At 63.2% G+C, this 17,984-nt stretch carries 15 protein-coding genes; 3 read left to right on the top strand and 12 right to left on the bottom strand.

Going from position 1 to position 17,984, the window contains the following annotated elements:
- Window position 1: 1 nt before the first annotated feature.
- The 4 genes from HNQ39_RS16385 to HNQ39_RS16370 form a co-directional block, all read right to left on the bottom strand.
- A complete protein-coding gene (locus HNQ39_RS16385) occupies window positions 2-580 on the bottom strand; it encodes a GDSL-type esterase/lipase family protein (RefSeq protein WP_184198579.1) in 579 nt (192 codons plus the stop codon).
- Entirely contained in the window at window positions 577-1,326 is a 750-nt protein-coding gene (locus HNQ39_RS16380) for a phytanoyl-CoA dioxygenase family protein (protein WP_184198576.1), read from the bottom strand. The genes HNQ39_RS16385 and HNQ39_RS16380 overlap by 4 nt, the downstream gene beginning before the upstream one ends.
- 77 nt (window positions 1,327-1,403) lie before the next feature.
- Window positions 1,404-2,123, bottom strand: a complete 720-nt coding sequence (locus HNQ39_RS16375) for a prepilin-type N-terminal cleavage/methylation domain-containing protein (protein ID WP_184198573.1) — start codon at window positions 2,121-2,123, stop codon at window positions 1,404-1,406.
- A 136-nt stretch (window positions 2,124-2,259) separates the two neighbouring features.
- Complete coding sequence (locus HNQ39_RS16370) at window positions 2,260-4,488, bottom strand: alpha-L-rhamnosidase C-terminal domain-containing protein (RefSeq protein ID WP_184198571.1); 2,229 nt, start codon at window positions 4,486-4,488, stop codon at window positions 2,260-2,262.
- Between the two features lie 140 nt (window positions 4,489-4,628).
- On the opposite strand from HNQ39_RS16370, the gene HNQ39_RS29965 reads away from it, so the two are divergent.
- Window positions 4,629-5,372 (top strand): DUF1559 family PulG-like putative transporter, encoded by a 744-nt coding sequence (locus HNQ39_RS29965; RefSeq protein WP_281380281.1) that lies wholly within the window; start codon window positions 4,629-4,631, stop codon window positions 5,370-5,372.
- A 56-nt stretch (window positions 5,373-5,428) separates the two neighbouring features.
- Here the strand turns inward: HNQ39_RS29965 and HNQ39_RS16360 are convergent, their stop codons facing one another.
- Window positions 5,429-6,004, bottom strand: coding sequence for a redoxin domain-containing protein (locus HNQ39_RS16360; RefSeq protein WP_184198568.1), 576 nt, complete (start codon window positions 6,002-6,004; stop codon window positions 5,429-5,431).
- A 39-nt stretch (window positions 6,005-6,043) separates the two neighbouring features.
- On the bottom strand, window positions 6,044-6,982 hold the full coding sequence (locus HNQ39_RS16355) for a family 43 glycosylhydrolase (protein WP_221290057.1): 939 nt from the start codon (window positions 6,980-6,982) through the stop codon (window positions 6,044-6,046).
- 44 nt (window positions 6,983-7,026) lie between these two features.
- On the opposite strand from HNQ39_RS16355, the gene HNQ39_RS16350 reads away from it, so the two are divergent.
- Window positions 7,027-8,079 (top strand): DUF3500 domain-containing protein, encoded by a 1,053-nt coding sequence (locus HNQ39_RS16350; protein ID WP_184198565.1) that lies wholly within the window; start codon window positions 7,027-7,029, stop codon window positions 8,077-8,079.
- Window positions 8,051-8,623, top strand: coding sequence for a hypothetical protein (locus HNQ39_RS16345; RefSeq protein WP_184198562.1), 573 nt, complete (start codon window positions 8,051-8,053; stop codon window positions 8,621-8,623). The genes HNQ39_RS16350 and HNQ39_RS16345 overlap by 29 nt, the downstream gene beginning before the upstream one ends.
- Here HNQ39_RS16345 and HNQ39_RS16340 read toward each other — a convergent pair.
- The 6 genes from HNQ39_RS16340 to HNQ39_RS16315 all read right to left on the bottom strand — a co-directional run bounded on the left by HNQ39_RS16340 (window position 8,577) and on the right by HNQ39_RS16315 (window position 17,956).
- Window positions 8,577-10,337, bottom strand: a complete 1,761-nt coding sequence (locus tag HNQ39_RS16340) for a LamG-like jellyroll fold domain-containing protein (RefSeq protein ID WP_343075972.1) — start codon at window positions 10,335-10,337, stop codon at window positions 8,577-8,579. The two genes, HNQ39_RS16345 and HNQ39_RS16340, sit on opposite strands and share 47 nt — an antisense overlap.
- A gap of 167 nt (window positions 10,338-10,504) precedes the next feature.
- Complete coding sequence (locus HNQ39_RS16335) at window positions 10,505-12,547, bottom strand: glycoside hydrolase family 95 protein (RefSeq protein WP_184198556.1); 2,043 nt, start codon at window positions 12,545-12,547, stop codon at window positions 10,505-10,507.
- Complete coding sequence (locus HNQ39_RS16330; protein WP_184198553.1) at window positions 12,531-13,277, bottom strand: glycoside hydrolase family 16 protein; 747 nt, start codon at window positions 13,275-13,277, stop codon at window positions 12,531-12,533. Before HNQ39_RS16330 ends, HNQ39_RS16335 begins: the two co-directional genes overlap by 17 nt.
- Complete coding sequence (locus HNQ39_RS16325) at window positions 13,274-16,045, bottom strand: glycoside hydrolase family protein (RefSeq protein ID WP_184198550.1); 2,772 nt, start codon at window positions 16,043-16,045, stop codon at window positions 13,274-13,276. The genes HNQ39_RS16330 and HNQ39_RS16325 overlap by 4 nt, the downstream gene beginning before the upstream one ends.
- Window positions 16,045-17,037 carry a glycoside hydrolase family protein gene (locus HNQ39_RS16320; protein WP_184198547.1) on the bottom strand — a complete coding sequence of 331 codons (993 nt, stop codon included), beginning with the start codon at window positions 17,035-17,037 and terminating at the stop codon, window positions 16,045-16,047. The genes HNQ39_RS16325 and HNQ39_RS16320 overlap by 1 nt, the downstream gene beginning before the upstream one ends.
- 31 nt (window positions 17,038-17,068) lie before the next feature.
- Entirely contained in the window at window positions 17,069-17,956 is an 888-nt protein-coding gene (locus tag HNQ39_RS16315; RefSeq protein WP_184198544.1) for a helix-turn-helix domain-containing protein, read from the bottom strand.
- Between the last annotated feature and the right edge of the window lie 28 nt (window positions 17,957-17,984).

Genomic DNA, 17,984 nt, shown 5'->3' with positions numbered 1-17,984 from the left:
CTTAGCGTCTCTCCACAACTCGCTGGAGTGCGTCAAACCAGCGCAGTGCCAGCTTCTCCGCACCTTGGGCATTGGGGTGGACATGGTCCGCAATGGTATCGGTGTGCCAGTCAAAGCCCGTCGCCTGATCTACCCCAATAACCTTGAGGCGCTTTGCCAGAGCCGCAAGTCCGACATTGAGCTCCGGGATGTAGGCGTACTTGGGAAGCTTCCCCGCTGGAATCACTTGTGCCAGCAAGACCACCACCTTTGGATCGATCGTGCGTAGCGCGGTGATGAGGCTCTCGGTCGCGGCCAAGATCCCGGCGACAGGCTTCTCCTCGACAAAGTGGTTGTGGCCCGCGTGGATCAGCACGACCTCCGCGGGGAACTTCTGAAAGTTGGCGGGGACAGTCGCGGCGAGGAACTCGGCGTTCTTGCCTCCGTAGCCCTCGTGGCGCAGACCAAAGCTCTGGCGCGAGCCAACAAACTCGGCTTGATAGCCTGCCTTGGCGAGCTTCTCCGCGAGGGGGACGCGGTAGGTCACAAAGGTGCTCCCTCCCTCCGTGATCGAGTCCCCGATAGGCATGATGCGGGTCATGGGTTGGCCTCGGGTGGGAGGGTCAGGCGGTTGAAGCCGAGGGGATCGGTGCCACGGAGCTGGATATTGGCGTGCCCCGGAAAGAGCGGGCTGATGTCGTGGGTGATCTTCACAAACGGCACGGTGATCCGCATGGTCATCCCCAGCCGCCGCTTCTGCGAGGCGTTTTTATGGGACTGGTGGAGCGTGCGCTCATTGAAGAGAAAGAACTCCCCGGGCTGGAGCTCCATCGAGATCGCCTTGCTCGCATCCACCTGCGCGGGGTCGGCCTCCTCGCCAAACGCCATGCCGTCGCGGCTGGGCAGGTGCTTGATGATCTTCTTGTGGGAGCCCGGGATCAGGTTGACACACGCGTTCTCGACCGTCACCGGGTCGATCGCCAGCCAGACCGAGAGGTTCACCACGGGCTCCAGCGGCCAGTAGTTGAAGTCCTGGTGCCAGGGAATCTCGCTCCCTCCAGGTTCTTTATTGAAAAAATAAGTGGCCCAGAGAATGAGATCCGGCCCAAAGAGGCTCTCGGCGCGGTCCAAGATCGCCGGGTGGGCGCAGAGGTCGTAGAGAAAGCGCTGGTCTAGGTGGCGGCACTGGAGGCGTGTCTTGGGATTGGGACCGTCGGTGGTCAGAACCTCGGTTTCAATGCGCGTGCGAATCGCTGCCATCTTCTCTGGGGAGCAGAGCGTGTAGGGGCCAAGGTAGCCTTGCTCGTGAAAGTGCGTGAGCTCAGCGGGAGTCAGCCTAAAGTCCATGGTCGTAGTACGTTCACAAAAAGACGCCCGAAGCCCTTTCTGTGAAAGAGAGTGACTTCGGGCAGGGCAGACAAAACTTAGAACGCGCGGGTGTAGGCCTTGTTGTAATCGACCGTGATCGGATCGTCCGGGGCCAGACCGTAGTCGCTAGAGCGCATGGACTTGGCCTTGCGGTGCTTGGCATGGCCATCGCAGAAGAGGACATTTCCCCCCTCCATGTGGACGGTGGTGTAGTTCTCCAGGGTTCCTATTCCACGGGGGAAGTGCCACCACTGGTAGGTTCCTGCCGCAGCGCTCAACAAACGCGGCCGCATAAAGGCGTAGTTGCGCTTGTTGAAGAGCTCCTGGGTGTAGACCACATCGGCGGGGTTGGGGATCACCGCAAGCGTGGCACCGATCACGGCGGCGTTGCCCAGGTAGCTGGTGCAGCTATTGGGGTAGGTAACTGGGTCGCAGGCCTGTGCTCCGGTGACATTGGGCACCGATGGACAGGCGTAGATGTCCTTGTTCTTCGAGTAGGGAGTCAGCACACCCAGAAAGTTCGGGGTCCTGGCAACCACCGCAGGGTCGTTGAAGTTGACCACACCGTCGTTGTAGGGCGGGTTGGTCTCGTCGTAGTCCTGCGTGTACATCATCAGGGCGAGCCCCACTTGCTTGAGGTTGGAGAGACAAGCTGTCGCGCGTGCTTTCTCGCGCGCTTGGGCAAAGACGGGGAAGAGGATGGCGGCTAAGATCGCGATAATGGCGATAACGACTAAGAGTTCAATGAGCGTAAAGGCTCGATTGCGACTTCGCATAAATAGCTCCTAAAATGAGAGAGTGCCTGTGTGTGGCTTCCTGACCTCACACAAGCACCATTTTAGAAGCTACGTCCCGCCCGTGGTTTATCCGCCACAGACGACTTGTTATCGGATTCGCTCTCACTTTAGAGGCTCACAGCACGTGCCGTCCCGCCCCGACCCGCTTGGGGGAGTCGCTGCCGGGGAGCACGACCTCGGCCTGGCAGCTCTTGGGTACTGTCAGCTCCAGCACGATTCGCTCGCCCTGCTTGCGCCAGCTCACCGCGATGTCTCCGTGGGGTGTGGGGACGACTCCCTTCGCCCAAGCAAGGCCGCAGGGCAGGGGCGCGACCGTGAATGTCGCAAAGCCTGGCGTGGTCGGGCGCACCCCCAGGACCTGGGTCGTGAGCTGGTAGAGCGGTGTCCCGCCCCACGAGTGGCTCAGGTCCCCACGGTCCCACATCTCCAGCAGCGACTGCGTGTCCTCGTTCACCTTCCACCGCCGTAGCTGCTCGGGCGCATGCTTCTCAAAGAGCCCTGTGTGAGCCAGCGCCGCGAAGACAAAGTGCATAAAGTACGGCTGGCAGGTAAAGTTCGCCGCCGTGATCGCCTTCTCGACAATCGCCGCCTGCCGCTCTTTCGGGGCGAGGTCGTAGAGCGCGGCCAAAAACTGCAGGTGTGCCGTAAAGGTCTCGATCTCTTTATCCGCGGGGAGCCACTGGCCGGGCTTGACATGGGTCTGGAACGGCTTCCCATCACGGTAGAGCCCCTTCTCTGGCACCCAGAGCTCGCGCTCAAAGGCGGCGAACAGCGCGGCGCGCGTGCGGGTGTAGGCTTGGGCACGAGCCGTGTCTTTCAGCAGCTCCGCCACCCGGATGCCATCGGCGAGGGCGCGGTAGACAAAGGCGGTCATGTAGCCCTGCCCGATCACGGCGGGCGGGTGGTGGCCGGGGAAGCCCGCGATATCCACCCAGTCCATGAACATGTAGTTGGGTGCCTCCGAGACCAGGCCATTCTTGCCGATATAGCCCGTGAAGGTATCCAAGAGAGAGTGAATCTGCGGCGCAAGCTCACGAGCTAGGGAGTCGTCGCCAGTGTGGTCCCCGTAGTCTAGCACCATCTGGAGCCAGAGCAGCGCGTAGCTAGTGTGGAAGTTCTGGTTCTTGCACTGCTCCAAAATCCAGGCGTACTTGCGGGAGTCTTGGACCGTGAGGGCGGGCTGGAAGAATGCGGCGTAGTTGACCAGGGAGGCGATCAAGTAATCGCCGGGGTCGCTGATGGGCTCCTGGTGGTGGGGCGAGTCGAGGTGATGAGTCTGGAGGCAGATCTGGGTCGCCCAGCGGCACACCGACCAGAGGCGGGTGAGGGCGGGGTCGCTACAGGCAAAGCTCCCCCGATAGGCCACGGGCTGGGAGACAAAGCTGGCGCGGATATCGAGAATCTCCAGCGGCTCGGTGACATTCTTGGCGCTGAGGTTCACGACCGAGAAGCTATCCATGAAGGGCAGCTCGAAGGTCTGCAGCCCGCCTGCCAGGGTCGCGGTCGCCATGCGGTGGTGGCCCGGTGCATTGGGCTCGTTGGGCTCGATCGTCAGGGTCGCGCCCTTGCCGCCCTTGACCACGAGGCTGAGATACGCCGGAAGCACACGGTCCCAGCGGATGCGCACTTCCGCCCCCCCCGCCCCCGTCCAACGGGGGAGCGTGGTGGGCAGGTGCGGGTAGACCACCTCCATGCGGGCGGGAATCTGGCTGGGAACAAGCGGCTGCCAGAGGTCAGAGACAGGTGTCGCGGCGCTCCAGCCCGACACGTCAAAACCGCTCTCCCGCCAGCTGTCGGGCTCCGCGGCGGCCTCGTAGTGCCAGCTGCCCTTCTTGACCCAGTGCTTGCACGGCGCCGCGTGCCAGGTAGCGTCGGTGGTGGTGATTCCCGGCGCATCGAGGAAGAAGCCCCCCTGCCCACGCGAGCCCTCCCAGCCGATCAGCTTGGTAAAGAAGACCTCAGCGGCGATGGTATTGACACTGGGCTTTAGATACGGCGCAAGGTCGACCGTGTCGTAGAACCACTTGCCGGTAGGCACCCGGTGGTAGTCCATGCCGATATCCGCCGGGCCACGTGCCACCAGGACCCCGTTGATCCAGAGCCGGTAGGCATTGTCCGCGCTCAGGTAGGCTAGGGCCTGCTTGGGCACACACGCTACGATCACCTCTTTGCGAAAGAGCGCGGCGTGGCTCTCCCCCGCCAGCCAGATCCACTTGCCCGCCTGTGGCCTACCACGGGGTGCGGTGTTCTCGGACTTGTAGCCCTTGGCTTCAACCCCCTCAGAGGTGACTCGGGGCTGGACAGCCTTGCGGGTAATGGGACCACGTGGGTCAGGCGATTTCATGCGCGTATTTTACCCACCTCAACGGCTTCTAAGGCCCGCTGACTCGGAGCAATTCGTATTAGAATTATGTTATACTCAGCTTAGCTGGCAGACCGTTGCCAGACTCACTGGCAACGCGTGCCACTCCAAAGGTGATTTTCATGAAGAAATCTTCCCGACTCGGTTTTACACTGATTGAGCTTCTTGTGGTCATTGCAATTATCGCAATTCTTGCTGCCATCCTCTTTCCGGTCTTTGCCCAGGCTCGTGAAAAAGCCAGGCAGACAAGCTGTCTCTCTAACTGCAAGCAGATCGGAACCGCACAGATGATGTATGTGCAAGACTACGACGAGGTCTATCCGCTCTGGGGCTACTGGAACCCCATGCAGCGTGTCAATGGCTGGAAGCAGACCTGGGTGCAGATCCTCCAGCCCTATGCCAAGAACATGCAGATCTTCAAGTGCCCCAGTGACTCCAACGACGGTCTCAACCTCTACTGGGATACGGCAGATGCTCGGGCCTCCTGGACATCGTCGAGCTACTGGCAGAATGCCTATATCACCCGCTGGTCGGGAGCATCCTTCGGAATGAGCTCGGTCTCCCTGCCGGAGATTAACTACCCGGCAACGACCGTAACCTTCTGTGAGGGGCCGACCAACAATGGGCAGCACACCTGGCCTGGGCCTCCCAGCGAGTGGTGCGGCACCAACCCCATCTGTGTGAAGTCGCAGGAGCGGCATGGCGGCGGTATGAACAATGTCTTTGCGGACAGCCATGCCAAGTGGTTTAAGCCCAGCCAGTTCAAAACCACCAACACCGACTTTGCAAGCGACAACGTCGCAGGCATCGGGGGGCGACCTCAAAAAGCCAGCAACGACGGCTCCAACCCTTGGTGGCGTCTGTAGGTTAGAGGCCTCTCTGCCGTCACGACGGTAGTCGTCGTGACGGCAGAGGGAGGTTTTCAGCGCGAAAGTACGTCAAGGATCTCTGCAGCCTTGGCGCGGCCACCGTGAGAGCGGCTGATCTTTGCAAAGACCACCTTGCCGCTCTTGTCGATCACAAAGGTCGAAGGAAATGCGGTCTCGTGGGGGGCGTTCCAGCGCAGGCCGTACTGGTTGGTGAAGGCGTAGTCAGGATCAAGGACCAGCGTGATATTGGTGGGGAGCGTCTTCCCACGAACAAACTCCTCGGCACGCTGCTTCAGGCCTTCGGCTGGCCCCGGATAGACCAGCACCAGCTGTGTCTTTGTCGCGGCGAACGCCTCACTCTTACTCAGGAGCTCCCCCACTTGCACCGTGCAGATCGGGCACTGGTAGCCAGGGAAGCCGCGGAGAACCACCAGCGCCACAGGGCCTGTCGCCAGCAGCTTGGAGAGGGTCACCGAGGTCGCGCTGGGTGTCTGCCAGGTGACATCGGGTGCCTTCTCCCCGACTTTCGGCGGGTTCGCAGGGCCGGCAAAAGCGGCAGCCATCAGCGAGAGAGGGAGGAGAGCGACGACAGTCAGCATCACTCCAAGACGACTAATTCGGGCTTTCATGTTCTGTCTTACAAATAAGAAGCGGGCATTAGTTCAATCTTACTCCACGAGCTCGGGGAGATTTTTTCGCGTCCAACGAAGGCGCCGCTGCGAGAGAAACCAGGTCTTGCCCTTATCATTGTTGCCCTGGAAGAAAAGCACCGTCTTGCCCTCCTCGTCGTAGATGCCCGGGTGCCCCGACTCCGACGCGTTCCACTCGCCGGGCTTGCCGTTGGCGAGCAGCGGCTGGTCGCTGAGGCGCTTCCAGTGGACGCCATCCGTACTACTCGCCACCCCGATCTGCTGCGGCGCGTTGTTGTAGGCCCCCGCGTAGAACAGAAAGAGGGTCTTGCCGCGCTGGCAGAGAGTCGCGGCTTCCAGGCAGTCCCGCTCCCACGGCAGCTCCGGGGCGAGCATGGGGCCGTCGGTGGAGAGATTGGTCCACGCCGCCCGCCCAAAGTCCGACTTCAGGTCCGCGACCGCGACACCGAGCTGCTGGATCTTGAACGCCGGGTCGCGGGTGGCGTAGTAGAGATAGAGCTTGCCCTTGAAGGGAAAGACCTCGGCATCGATCGCGCGTCCACAGTTCCAAGCGCCGTTTGGCCGAAAGACCGGGTTGGTCGGGTCATGGTCGAAGTGCAGGCCGTCGCTGGAGACCGCATGGCAGATCGCATCCTTGGGCCCCATGCCGTAGGTCTGGTAGAAGAGATGAACTTTACCATCGAGGACACGAGCCCCGGGTGCACAGATACCGCTCTCCTCGACCGTCCCGGGCTGGCCTAGCACCTCTCCCACCTTCGTCCAGTGCGTCAGGTCCGTGCTCGTGGCGATCCCAATTCCCCAGCCCTTGGGAGCATCGGGCGGGGCGAGCTTGGGGTCAAAGGGCGGCATCGAGTAGTAGAGCCAGTACTTCCCCTTAAATGAAATCACCGAGGGGTCTTTGGCAAAGGGGCGTCCCAGGCGCGAGGTATCGCCGTAGTACATTTCTGGGGTATCCATGTCTTCATAATTTCCTTACGATCCGGCGATATCCTCTCTCCACCATGAAAAAGACAGCACTCACGCTCCCTCTCGCCCTTGTCCTGGGCATGGGGCTCTGTGGGCTTGGGGTCTATGCCCGCTCGCTCCAGGCTCCTAAAACCCCCACGCTCATCGCCGATCCCACGACCAAGAGCGTGGTCGCCGCAGCCGATGCGCTCCTAGCGACTCTCACCCCCGAGCAGCGCAAGGCTGTGAGCTTTGCCTTCACCGACTCCCAGCAGCGCGTCCGCTGGTCGAACCTGCCCACCGGGATTGTCCAGCGCGCCGGCCTCCGCATGGGCGACCTCAATGAGACCCAGCAAAAGGCCGTCCACGCGCTCCTCCAGGCGATCCTGAGCAAGCAGGGCTACCAAAAAGTCGTGGATATTGTCAATGGCGATGAGGTCCTGCGCCAGACCGACGGCGGGGGGCGGCTGATCTTTGGCAAGGCGGAGTACTATCTCTCGTTCCTGGGCAAGCCATCGGCAACCAGCCCCTGGATGTTCCAGTTTGGGGGGCACCACCTCGCGGTCAACGCGACCGTCGTCGGCAAGGACATCACCCTAGCTCCGAGCCTGCCCGCCGCCCAGCCCGCCAAGTACACCCTGGGAGGCAAGACCATCCAGCCACTGGGGCGCGAGCTGAGCAAGGGCTTTGCGCTGATCCAGGCACTCACCCCCGAGCAGCAAAAGACCGCGATCCGCGCCCCTTACTTTATTGACCTCGTGCTGGGGCCGGGCCAAGACGGCAAGACGCTCGCCCCGGAGGGAATCCCCGGCTCGGCGCTCACCGAGCCCCAGAAGAAGCTGCTTTTGGACCTGATGGCCGAGTGGATTGGGAATGTGAACGACAACGACGCGGCCCCGAAGCTGGCGGCAGCGAAGGCGAACCTGGACAAGACCTACTTTGCCTGGGGCGGCCCGACCACGACGGGAAGCGCGGCCTACTACCGTGTCACCGGTCCCACGATCGTGCTGGAGTACTCTCCCCAGCGCATGGGCGGCGATGGCACGGGCCACACCCACTGCATCTACCGCGAGCCTGGAAATGACTACGGCGCTGCGCTTACCAAGTAGCCTGCTGGTGCTTGTGGCTCTGATGCCGCTCTCTGCCCATGCCCATCCGCGCGATGAGCTGGCGCAGACAAGCTACCTCGGGGTCACGCCGCGGGAGGTCACGGTCGAGCTGGTTTTCACCCCCGGAGAGCAGCTCACCGAGGCCTTTCAAAAGCGAAGCCAGGACCCTACGTTTGCCAGTGAGGCGGCGGCGGCGCTCCGGCTCTGGGTGGATGGCACGCTCGTCCCGCTCCGGCTCCAGAGCACGACTCTGCCATTGCGGCTCTCCGCTGCCCTTCCCACGCTCGCGCCCGGCCCGCACCAGCTCCGCTACGAGAACCGCTACGCCCCGCTTAAGAGCGCCTACCTCGCCGCGGCTCTGGCGGGCACGGGGGGGATCACGATTGGCCCCCAGACCCGTGATGCGCGCCAGCAGCAGCTCGGCTTTACCTTCACCCTCCCGGCGCAAGTGCCGCCGCCCTCACACCTGCCATGGGTCGTAGGGGGCCTCCTCGCGCTTAGTTCGCTCTACGCGCTTGGCCGGGGACGGCGTTATCGACCGTAACTGCGCGGAGGGTGCCGACATAGTTCTTGTACTTGCGGGGTGCCGCCGACGGCGTGCCGGGGGCGATCACATCCCCCACCGCATCGTAGATATCGTTCACCGCACCGAGCCGCCCCGCCGCCGTGGCATCGTCGGTGGTGAAGGTGATCCCTGTCGCTTGGGCAACCTGCTTCCCATCGAGCGAGATCGTCGCCGTGCCCCGGTCAAACACGCAGACGACACGTGTCTCTTTCCCCACCGCATAGCCCACATCGGCGACCACGTCCTGGTGGGTCGCGCCGCTTCCGATCCGAAAGACCACCTGTCCCTGCTGCGTGAGCAAGACCGACCAGCCTGCCGTCCCCGTCTTAGGCTGACGCGCGAGCGGGGCGGCGTCCTGGCGCTTGGCCGGGTTCATCGTAAAGTCGACCGTGATCGCCGCGCCACGGCCCACACTGCGGTCGAAGAAGTAGAACTTATTGTCCCCCGTGAAGGCAATCGGCTCGCTCTGCGCCAGCTGCCAGGCCGGCTCCAGGCGCAGGGAGAACGGCTCCGGGGCCGGGGGCGGCGTCTTGGTGGGCTTTAGGAACTGGATAGCATCCACCTCGAGCCACTGCCCCGCCTCCCCCGCGGACTCAATCGCAACTGTGACACTGTGGTTGGTGACGGGAATCTTCGGGAGCGTGAGCGGTGTCCAGCTTGCCGTCGCAGGGACCGTCAGCACTAGCTCCGGGCCACCGTAACCACGAACAACCAGGCGCGCGGTCTTCTGCCCGCCGGAGCTACGGACGCGTGCCGTGAGCTGGTAGTCCCCGTTGCGGATAAACTCCAGGCTCTGAGAGGTGGAGAGCTGGTACGCCCCGCCGGGGCTGGCGTGGCGGAGCTTGTAGCGATCCCGCGCCGCCTCCCCCGCAACCACCTTCCCCGCGCCGGGCGTGCCGTCTTGCTGCCAGGCGATGGGCTGGTCGCCGCGGTCCTGGTTGTACTCGAAGCTCCCGTTGGGCAGGAGATTCACCCCCGGATAGTCTTTCGCATAGTAACGGAAGTAGGCAAACTCCGTGGTCGCGGGCTGTTTCGCCGCATCCACCTTCCCCACCCCGTTGAGCGCCGTCAGCCAGACACACTGGGCCGCGGTCAGCTCCTTCCACTCGGCTCTTGCGACCACTTTGCCGTTGTCGTAGAAGATCACGCCCTCGGGGGTGTACTCGTAGGCATCGAGGAACCAGCCATCGGGGCGGAGAGCGAAGGGGATATTGGCCCGGTGTGGCCAAGGGACACTCTGGTTTTTTGTCCCCAGCTGAAGATAGAGGTTATTGCACCCGATCCACGAGCCTGAGTCGATCTCGTAGGAGTCGATCTCGAAGATGGTGTTGTTGGGAATCGAGCCACCGCGCTGCCAGAACGCCGAGTGCACCCCGCGCCCCGCCATGAACGGCTTAGAGAGGGTCTCGTAGTAGCCGTAGCCGAACTGGTGCGTGCTGATCACCCCGCCGCCCGTGTTCTCCGGCTTGCCGTCGATCATTTCCTGCCGCGCCGTGATCAAGAGCGAGCCGCCCGCCACCGCGACATTCTGCCGCCGGTTGAGCCCGTTCATGTAGCTGTCGGTGCGCCGGTCCTCGCGGAAGCGCCAGTGGGCCGGATTGACCTTGTCGCCGTCGAACTCATCGGAGAAGAGCAGCTCGTAGCCCGCGCCCACAGGCGGCTGCGCGTGTGCCGGAAGCGTGGCCCCGAGCACCAAGAGGGACGCCAGGATGTGGGCTAGCCTCCCCCCGCGCCTTAGAGCGCGACCCCCTCCGGCTTCGCGAAGGGGGACAGTATTGGTAGCCCGGCACGGGCTTTGCGGCGGCACGCCATTGCAGACGCCGGTTTCCAACCGGCGGCGAAAGAAGTTTCGTTTCATCTCTACCTCAAAGGAAATGTGACGCTCTCGCCCTTGCGGAGTGCCTTGGTAAGCTGTTGGGTGCCGTAGCGAACGCGGCAGGTGGCTGCTTTGTCGGCGCGGATACGGGCGTGGGTGAGTGCTCCTGCCGCCCACGCGATATCCACCGTGAAGCCGCCTCGTGCTCGGAGGCCGGTGACACTACCCTCGGACCAGGCATGGGGTAGCGCGGGGAGAAGGTGCAGCTCGCCCGTGTGGCTCTGCAGAAGCAGCTCGGTCATGCCCGCGGTTGCGCCGAAGTTACCGTCGATCTGAAACGGCGGGTGGGCATCGAAGAGGTTGGGGTAGACCCCGCCGCGCTTGCCATCGGTGGGCGTGAGCAGGCTCTGCAGGAGCGCATAGGCCCGGTCACCGTCGCCGAGCCGCGCCCAGAAACAGATCTTCCACGCCTTGCTCCAGCCGGTGCCTCCGTCGCCGCGGGCATTGAGGGAGACCCGCGCCGCTTGGGCAAGCGCCGGGGTTGTGAGGGGCGTGATCTGTCGGCCCGGATGCACAGCGAAGAGATGGGAGACATGGCGGTGCTGGTCTTTGGGATTGTCCAGGTCCTCCGCCCACTCCTGGAGCTGCCCCCACTTGCCGACCTGTGGTCCCAGGAGCTTTTGGCGCATCCCTTGAATCTTCTTACGGTAGGCGGCATCCGTGCCCAGCACCTCGGACGCCTCGATACAGTTGGTGAACAAGTCCCAGACAAGCTGCTGGTCGTAGGAGACTCCTGGATAGGTTGTCCGATCGCCCTCGCCTTTAACCGGGCCGTGCTCGGGGGACCAGCCATCGGGGGTGACCAGCGCGCCGTTTTTATCCTCGACCAGGTGCCCTTCCCAGTACTCGGTGAGCTCGCGGAGAATGGGATAGGCACGCTCGCGGAGAAATTTCGTATCCCCCGAGAACGCATAGTGCTCCCAGAAGTGCTGGCTGAGCCACGCGCTTCCCGGCCGGTGGATCGCCCAGGTGGAGTTCCCGCCCATGGGATTGTTGGTGCTGTGGATCACCCAGCCCTTGTTGGTGGCGAGCGCGGGCTGGGCGTTTTTCTTGCGGACAAAGGCCAGGTTCTCGATCCAGTCGAAGAGCGGCGCGTGGCACTCCGACAGGTTCGTGGTCTCGGCGATCCAGTAGTTCATCTCGACATTGATGTCGGTGGTGTAGCCGCTGTACCAAGCAGGCTTGAGGTCCGCGTTCCAGATTCCCTGCAAGTTCGCGGGCAGACCGCCGGGGCGGGAGCTGGCGATCAGCAGGTAGCGCCCGTACTGAAAGAACAGCGCCGCCTTCGCATCCGGCAGAGCAAAGGCAACACGTTGGTAGAGCGCCTGGTAGTCCTTAAGGTGCGCGGCCTTGAGGCTCTCGTACGGGAGCTTTGCCGCTTGATTGAGCCGTTGCTCCAGCTTCTTCTTCGGATGCTCCCCACGCCAGCCTCGGCGTGGGTCATTGGCAAACGATGTTCCGGCGGCAAGGAGCACTGTCGCGCTTGTCGCTCCTGAGACGACGAGTTTTCCGTTCTCCTCACGCTGCGTGCCGCCGTCGGTGAGGACGCGTACTTGGACTTCGTAGACGAGGCCGTTCTCCAGTGCTCCCGAGAAGCCCAGCGGGGTGACCGTGCCACCGTGGGAGTCGGTGAGGTGCAGCGAGAACGAGACAGAGGCGGGCCTATCGGCGGTGAGGCGCAAGACGAGCACTTGCGCGGGAAAGCTGATAAACGCCTCGCGCTGGTAGTGGACTCCGTTTGCCGTGTAGGAGACCGTGTGCAGGGCATCGTCGAGCGCGAGCTGGCGCGTGTAGTGGCTGATGTCGGTGTGAGGAAACTCCAGAAAGAGGTCGCCTAGCGGCTGGTAGCTGCCCATCTGGGTCTCATCGCCCAGCCAGAGCGACTCCTCATTGAGCTGGAGACGCTCTTTCTCCACACCGCCGAAGACCATCGCCCCGAGGCTTCCGTTGCCCAGCGGCAGTGCCTCCGTCCAGACCGTGGCAGGCGTGTCGAAGGCCAGCACGAGCGGCTCAGCGCTTCTTTTCATAGTAGCGGACATAGTCAAAGAGCACGGCGGCGGGGAGCTTGGTATCGTCTACGGCTGTCGTTCGCCCGAGCTGGGAGGCGATACTGGTCAGCCAGATGTGCTGGGGGCTGTGGGCAAACTTCGTGGCATCGACCGTCTGCACCAGCGCGCCATCGAAGTAGTACTTGACGGTAGCCGGGGTGAACTCGCAGCCAAACGTATGGAAGTCGGCGGAGAGATCGGGGGTCTTGACGTGCTTGCCGCCAAAGCTCTGGTGGGGCTCGGGGTTCCACTTGTGGGTATTGACGCCGTAGCCGAGGGGGCTGATGGAGTCATTCTCGATGATATCCAGCTCCTGGTTGGTGGCCTTGGGGCTGGTTCCCCCCGAGCCATCGTGGGTCATGAGCCAGAACGACGAGTGCCAGCCGGCGCCGGGCGGGGTCTTGAAGCGCGCCTCGTAGTAGCCGTAGGTAAAGGTTTTCTTAGAGATCACCCCAGCGCCCGTGTAGTGCTTATCGCCGGCGTCCTCTTTCTTGAGCTCCAGGCGCAAGAAGCCATCTGCGACCCGCACGTTCTCGGGCTTCTGGGTGCTCCAGTGCTTGCTATCGGTGCGGAAAACCCACTTTTTCGTGTCGAGGGACTTGCTGGTGAACTCATCCGACCAGGCAAGTGTGTACCCCTCCCCTGTCCAGCGGGGTGGCTCAGAAGCGGGAGGCTGTAGCGCAAGCGCAAGTGCGAGGTATAGCATCATGGTTCTCTCTGGAGCGTCTGAGGCTCCGTTTTTTGAAGTTTGCCGCCGACAGTCACGGCTTCGACTCGGTAGCGAAAGGCGGTAGCGTTCGGGGGAAGGGCCACGGTGAACTCAAAGGGGTAACGGCTGTCGGTTTGGGTGACCTCGGGAGAGTCGTTTATCTGGTAGGTCAGCCGCGCCTCACGGATCTCTTGCGAGGTGCCCTGGAGGTAGACAAAGGCGCTCTGGAGACTCGGGCCCAGGTTGAGAACCATCCCGATCACCTCCCCTTGGATAAACGCCGCCCGGGCTTCGTCGCGTGCCCAGGGCTTCCCCGGCGTGCCGAGCAGCTCTGTCTGGAAGCGAGGCTGAATCTGCACACCAGAAATCTTAAGGGTGGCGATCCCTTTCGGCCCAATGCGCACGCGCCGCTGGTTCCCTTTCAGGCCAGGCAGGAGTGCTTGGTTGAGTGTCAGCGTAACCTGCACCAGCTCCGACGACTGGTTCGTCAGTGCGAGATAGAGCGTCTTGTTGTCGCCGCTTCGGGCAGCGATGTAGTTGACCTGTGGGACGCTCACCTTGACAAGCCCACGCGGCATCCAGAGCCAGACATCTTTTTCTCCCTGCCAGACTCCGGGACGATCACCGTAGATGCGGTTCTTGAGGTAGGCATAGCCCTCGGCGTAGCGCCCCGGGAAGCGGATCGTGCCGTGGCTACGGGTCTCGACCTCGGAGATCAGGTAGTCCAGCAGGAGTGCGATATGCGGCCAGCTGTGGTTAAAGTGGAACGAGTTGTAGCTTAGCTTCTCAAAGGGACGAAGCGGGTAGTCCGGCTTCTCGTAGACCGTCGTCCGCGCCGTGTTCATGTGGTAGCCTGGGAAGCTGGCGTAGCGCCCCACCACGGCGGCGCGTGCCAGGTCGTGCAGGAAGGAATCGCCGGTGAGGGCGGCAATCCGCAGGAGCCATGGGGCAAAGCAGGTCAGAAAGATCCCCCGGTGCCCCACGCTCGTCCCCGCTGCCTCCGCCGTCAGCCCAATCTCCGAGAGCTGCCAGGCGGGGACGGTCTCCTCGGGTACGGACATTGGGCCGTCGGTGCGCTTCGCCAGGTAGCTGTAGACCGGTGCCTTGCCTCCCTTGTTGACAGTCACGGCCTGGCGGGGAATCAGCGGACAGAGCCAGATAAACTGCGTGAAGCGCAGGGCTGCTTCGTGGGCGGCCTCCAGGTAGTGCTTCTCGCCCGTCGCTTCGTAGAGAGTGAGGAGCGAGAAAAAGTCAGGGACAAAGCTATTCCAGAAGAACGAGCCCGGTGCGAACTCGCTCTGCCGGGTCTGCACGTAGGACTTGAGGTACGCATCGGCCTTCGTGCGTGCCGCATCGAGCCAGCGCCGCTCCCCGGTTGCTTCGTAGAGCGCCAGCAGGTTCTGCCAGGTGTCCTCGGACTGGGGCGTGTCCAGGTTCAGGGTGCGTTTTTGCTTCAAGAGCGCCGTGGCATCGCGCAGCAGCAAGGGCGAGCGGCGCTGGCCGATGGCGTAGAGTGCCGTGAGCTCCGAGAGCGGTGCACAGGGACCAAGCAAGCGCCACGACGGGTTCTGGATCTTGATATCGGGGGTTGTGGAGAAGAGAAACTTCTCCCGCGAGAGCACGTACTCGATCTGTGGGTAGGCCCGCTTCTCAAAGATCTCACGGTCATCGAGCACCAGCGCCGCGGAGAGCGGGTGGAGCGCGGAGACATTCTTGACGGTCCCAGGCGCATCGGTCTCGTAGGAGAAGCCCTTGAGCTCCGTGTTGAACCGGCTGTACTCGCTCAGCCCGTAGGTCACCATGTTCTCCAGAGCCTGGTTCAGTGAGTGGGTCGTGCTCTGGCGGTAGTCCTGGAAGCCGTAGAGCTCCCGCGCGAGGCTCTGGTAGGTGGCGAGCAGCGACCCGGGCTGCACGATCAGCCGTAGCGAAAACGTGAACGCCTCGCCCGGCTGGCGCTGCGAGCCCGTGCCCCCGAGCATCGGGGCAAAGAGCATCGGGCGCGCCTTGCCGTCGCTGTCGCGGAGCGCCACCCCAAAGCGGGAGTTCTCAAAGGTCGGGAGGGGCTGAAACGGTAGCTCGCTGGGCTCGGCGATCAGGCCGTAGGTGCGGTCTTGGGCCATCACCAGGGTTGTCGGGAGGGGGCAGTGGAAGGCGGGCGTGAGAAACGAGGCACTGGGGAAGCGCTTCTCTTGCCAGATCAGGGGTTGCCAGCTCTCCTGTGTGCCTGCGGGCTCGGTCGCAGCGGCCCCGAGATAGCCCACGGAGTAGAACCCTGCCCGCTTGGGCGTGACCACAAAGCGCAGGCGTGGGCTCTCGCGTCCGGGCAGGAGCGTGACCTCGGCGGTCAACGAGAAGTCGGCGTGCTCAGGGAAGTGCCAGTGGACCGTCTGCCCGACCACCTCCGTGCGTACTGCCGTGAGTATCGTAGAAGCGGCGGCGCGGAAGAGACTCCCCGTACGGTTGGCCCCACTGCCCTGGAGGGTCGCAGGGTCGAGGCCATCGCCTGCGGCGACCTTGGTATCGGTCGCGGCGGTTTTCAAGGAGCTATCGGCGGCCCCGGAGGCACGCAGCCAGGTGGGGACACTGTAGTTGATGTTCTGCGGCAGCTCAGCGCGACGAAGCGTCACTTTTGGGTCGTCGTCGCGCCGGAGCACCAAGAACTGCGACGCAAAGCGGACAGGGGCGCCCCCCGCGTTGGCGACCAGCGAGAGAGTGCCCTCCGCGAGGACGGTCAGCGTGTAGGCCGCGTTCTTCAGAACAGTCCGCACTAGCCTAGCTCCACCGGGATCGCGAGATTGAACGAGTGCGTGCGCTCCTTGGTCTCGTCGCAGGCACAGAACAGTGCGGCCTCTCTTCCGTCTGCGGAGCGCCAGAGCTGGGGCCGCTCCAGGGAGTTGAGCTTTTGTTTCCTACCATCGGCCCAAGTAATCTCGGTCGTGGAGATCAAGGGGCTCTCGGTGGGTGCCCAGTCCAGACCGTTGGGCGATGTGAAGAGCGCCAGAGACTTGCCCGCGTGGGTGAAGTGCCCCTCGTTGTCCTTCACAATTGCCCAGAAGCGCTTGCCCGAACTGTCTAGCCAGATATACGGGTCCTCGGCGGCAAAGAGCACGCCCTCTTTGGTGAAGACCGGGGTTGGGTGCTTCACAAACGGCCCGGTCGGGGTCTCGGCGAGGGCGGCGATATGGACAACAGGGCCGCCAAACGGAGCGGGTTTCTGCGTTCCTACGGCTTTGTAGACCATGAGTGTCTTGCCCTCGGGAGTCGCACAGACCGCGGGATTGCTGGTCATGAGGGCATCGTGGAAGCCAGGTGTCACGTCGATCAGAGGCTTGTCGAAGCGCTTCCACGGACCGTTGGGCGAGTCTGCCACGGCAACCCCGATACGCTGGTTGTTACGGTGGGTCCAGTTGAGGGTCTTCATCGCCACCCCATCGCCGGTGTTGCCCATGTAGTAGAGATAGAACTTGTTGCCGAACCTATGGATGGTCGGGTTGTGCGTGCAGAGGCCGTCCCAGAGCTCTTTTCCCCGCACGGGCAGCGCGACATCCGCATGTCGATACGGCCCCAGCGGCGAGTCCGCGACCGCATGGGCGATCTCGGAGTGGGTCACCCAGGCGTAGTGCCCCAGCTTGCGCGGCCAGCGGGAGTAGAACAAATGGCACTTACCGTCGTCGGTGCGGACCATGCTCCCGCACCAGATGTAGTAGTCCGGATCACGAAAGATCGCCCGCGCCGGAGCGGGCAAGAGAGTGAGCTTCATCGTGCTCCCCATTCTACGGGAGCAAAGCTAATTAGGGTTTATCCAGCACGGCAATCTTGTTATCGGATTCGCTCAGAGCGCGCCACTTCGACGGAGGAACCAGAAAGCGCTCGGTGAAGACACGGCTGAAGGTGTAGACACTCTCAAAGCCGATCGCCTCCCCTACCGCCGCGACCGTCATGTGGGTACTTCGGAGCAGGCGGCAGGCACGCTCCAGCCGACGCTCGGTCAGGTAGGCTTGGGGAGAGACCCCCACAAACCGGTGGAAGCAGCGCCGCAGGTGGGCCGGGCTCACCGCGTATGTCTCGCTGAGCTGTACGGGGGTGAGGGCGGGGTTGTCCTGGATCGCCCAGAGCGCGGGGACGAGCCAGTCCGGGGCCCCGGTGATCCGCAGGGGGCGGTCCTCGCCGCTCTCGCGCACGCTCAGCACGCGCCAGCAGAGGCCAAAGATCGCCTTCGCCAGCCCATCCCCGATCAGGCGTGCCTGCTCATCGCGGGGCAGGCTCGTGGGCAAGTAGCCCAGGCCATCGTCGGGCCACTGCTGCGCTGCCTGGGTCATCCACTGCAGGAGCAGGGTCCGGGTTGGCAGGTCTGGCTGCCACAGAACCGGCGGGTGGAGCAGCTGCAAGACATCCAGACGGCCAAAGAGTAGGGCCTCAAACCCCACCGACCACCAGACCGCACCCCGGTCGGTACGGAGGCGCTCACGGACCACGTTCCGTGGCAAGAGAAGCGCACTCCCCGTAGGCACCACCCAGTGCTTGCCATTGAGAGTCGCCTCCAGCTGTCCCTGCCCCACGTACCAGAGTGCCCCCGTATCGCTGTGGGTCGAGGCCGTGTCGGTTCCCGCTTTCCAGTCGTGGTCGTTTGCCCAGCGTAGCGAGACACTGAGCTGTCCGAGAAGTTCTTGACCAAGCATTCTGCGGGCATGATACAACAAGTTTTGC

Source organism: Armatimonas rosea, from assembly GCF_014202505.1.
Taxonomy (GTDB): domain Bacteria; phylum Armatimonadota; class Armatimonadia; order Armatimonadales; family Armatimonadaceae; genus Armatimonas; species Armatimonas rosea.
This window is presented reverse-complemented; position numbering and strand designations above follow the sequence as displayed.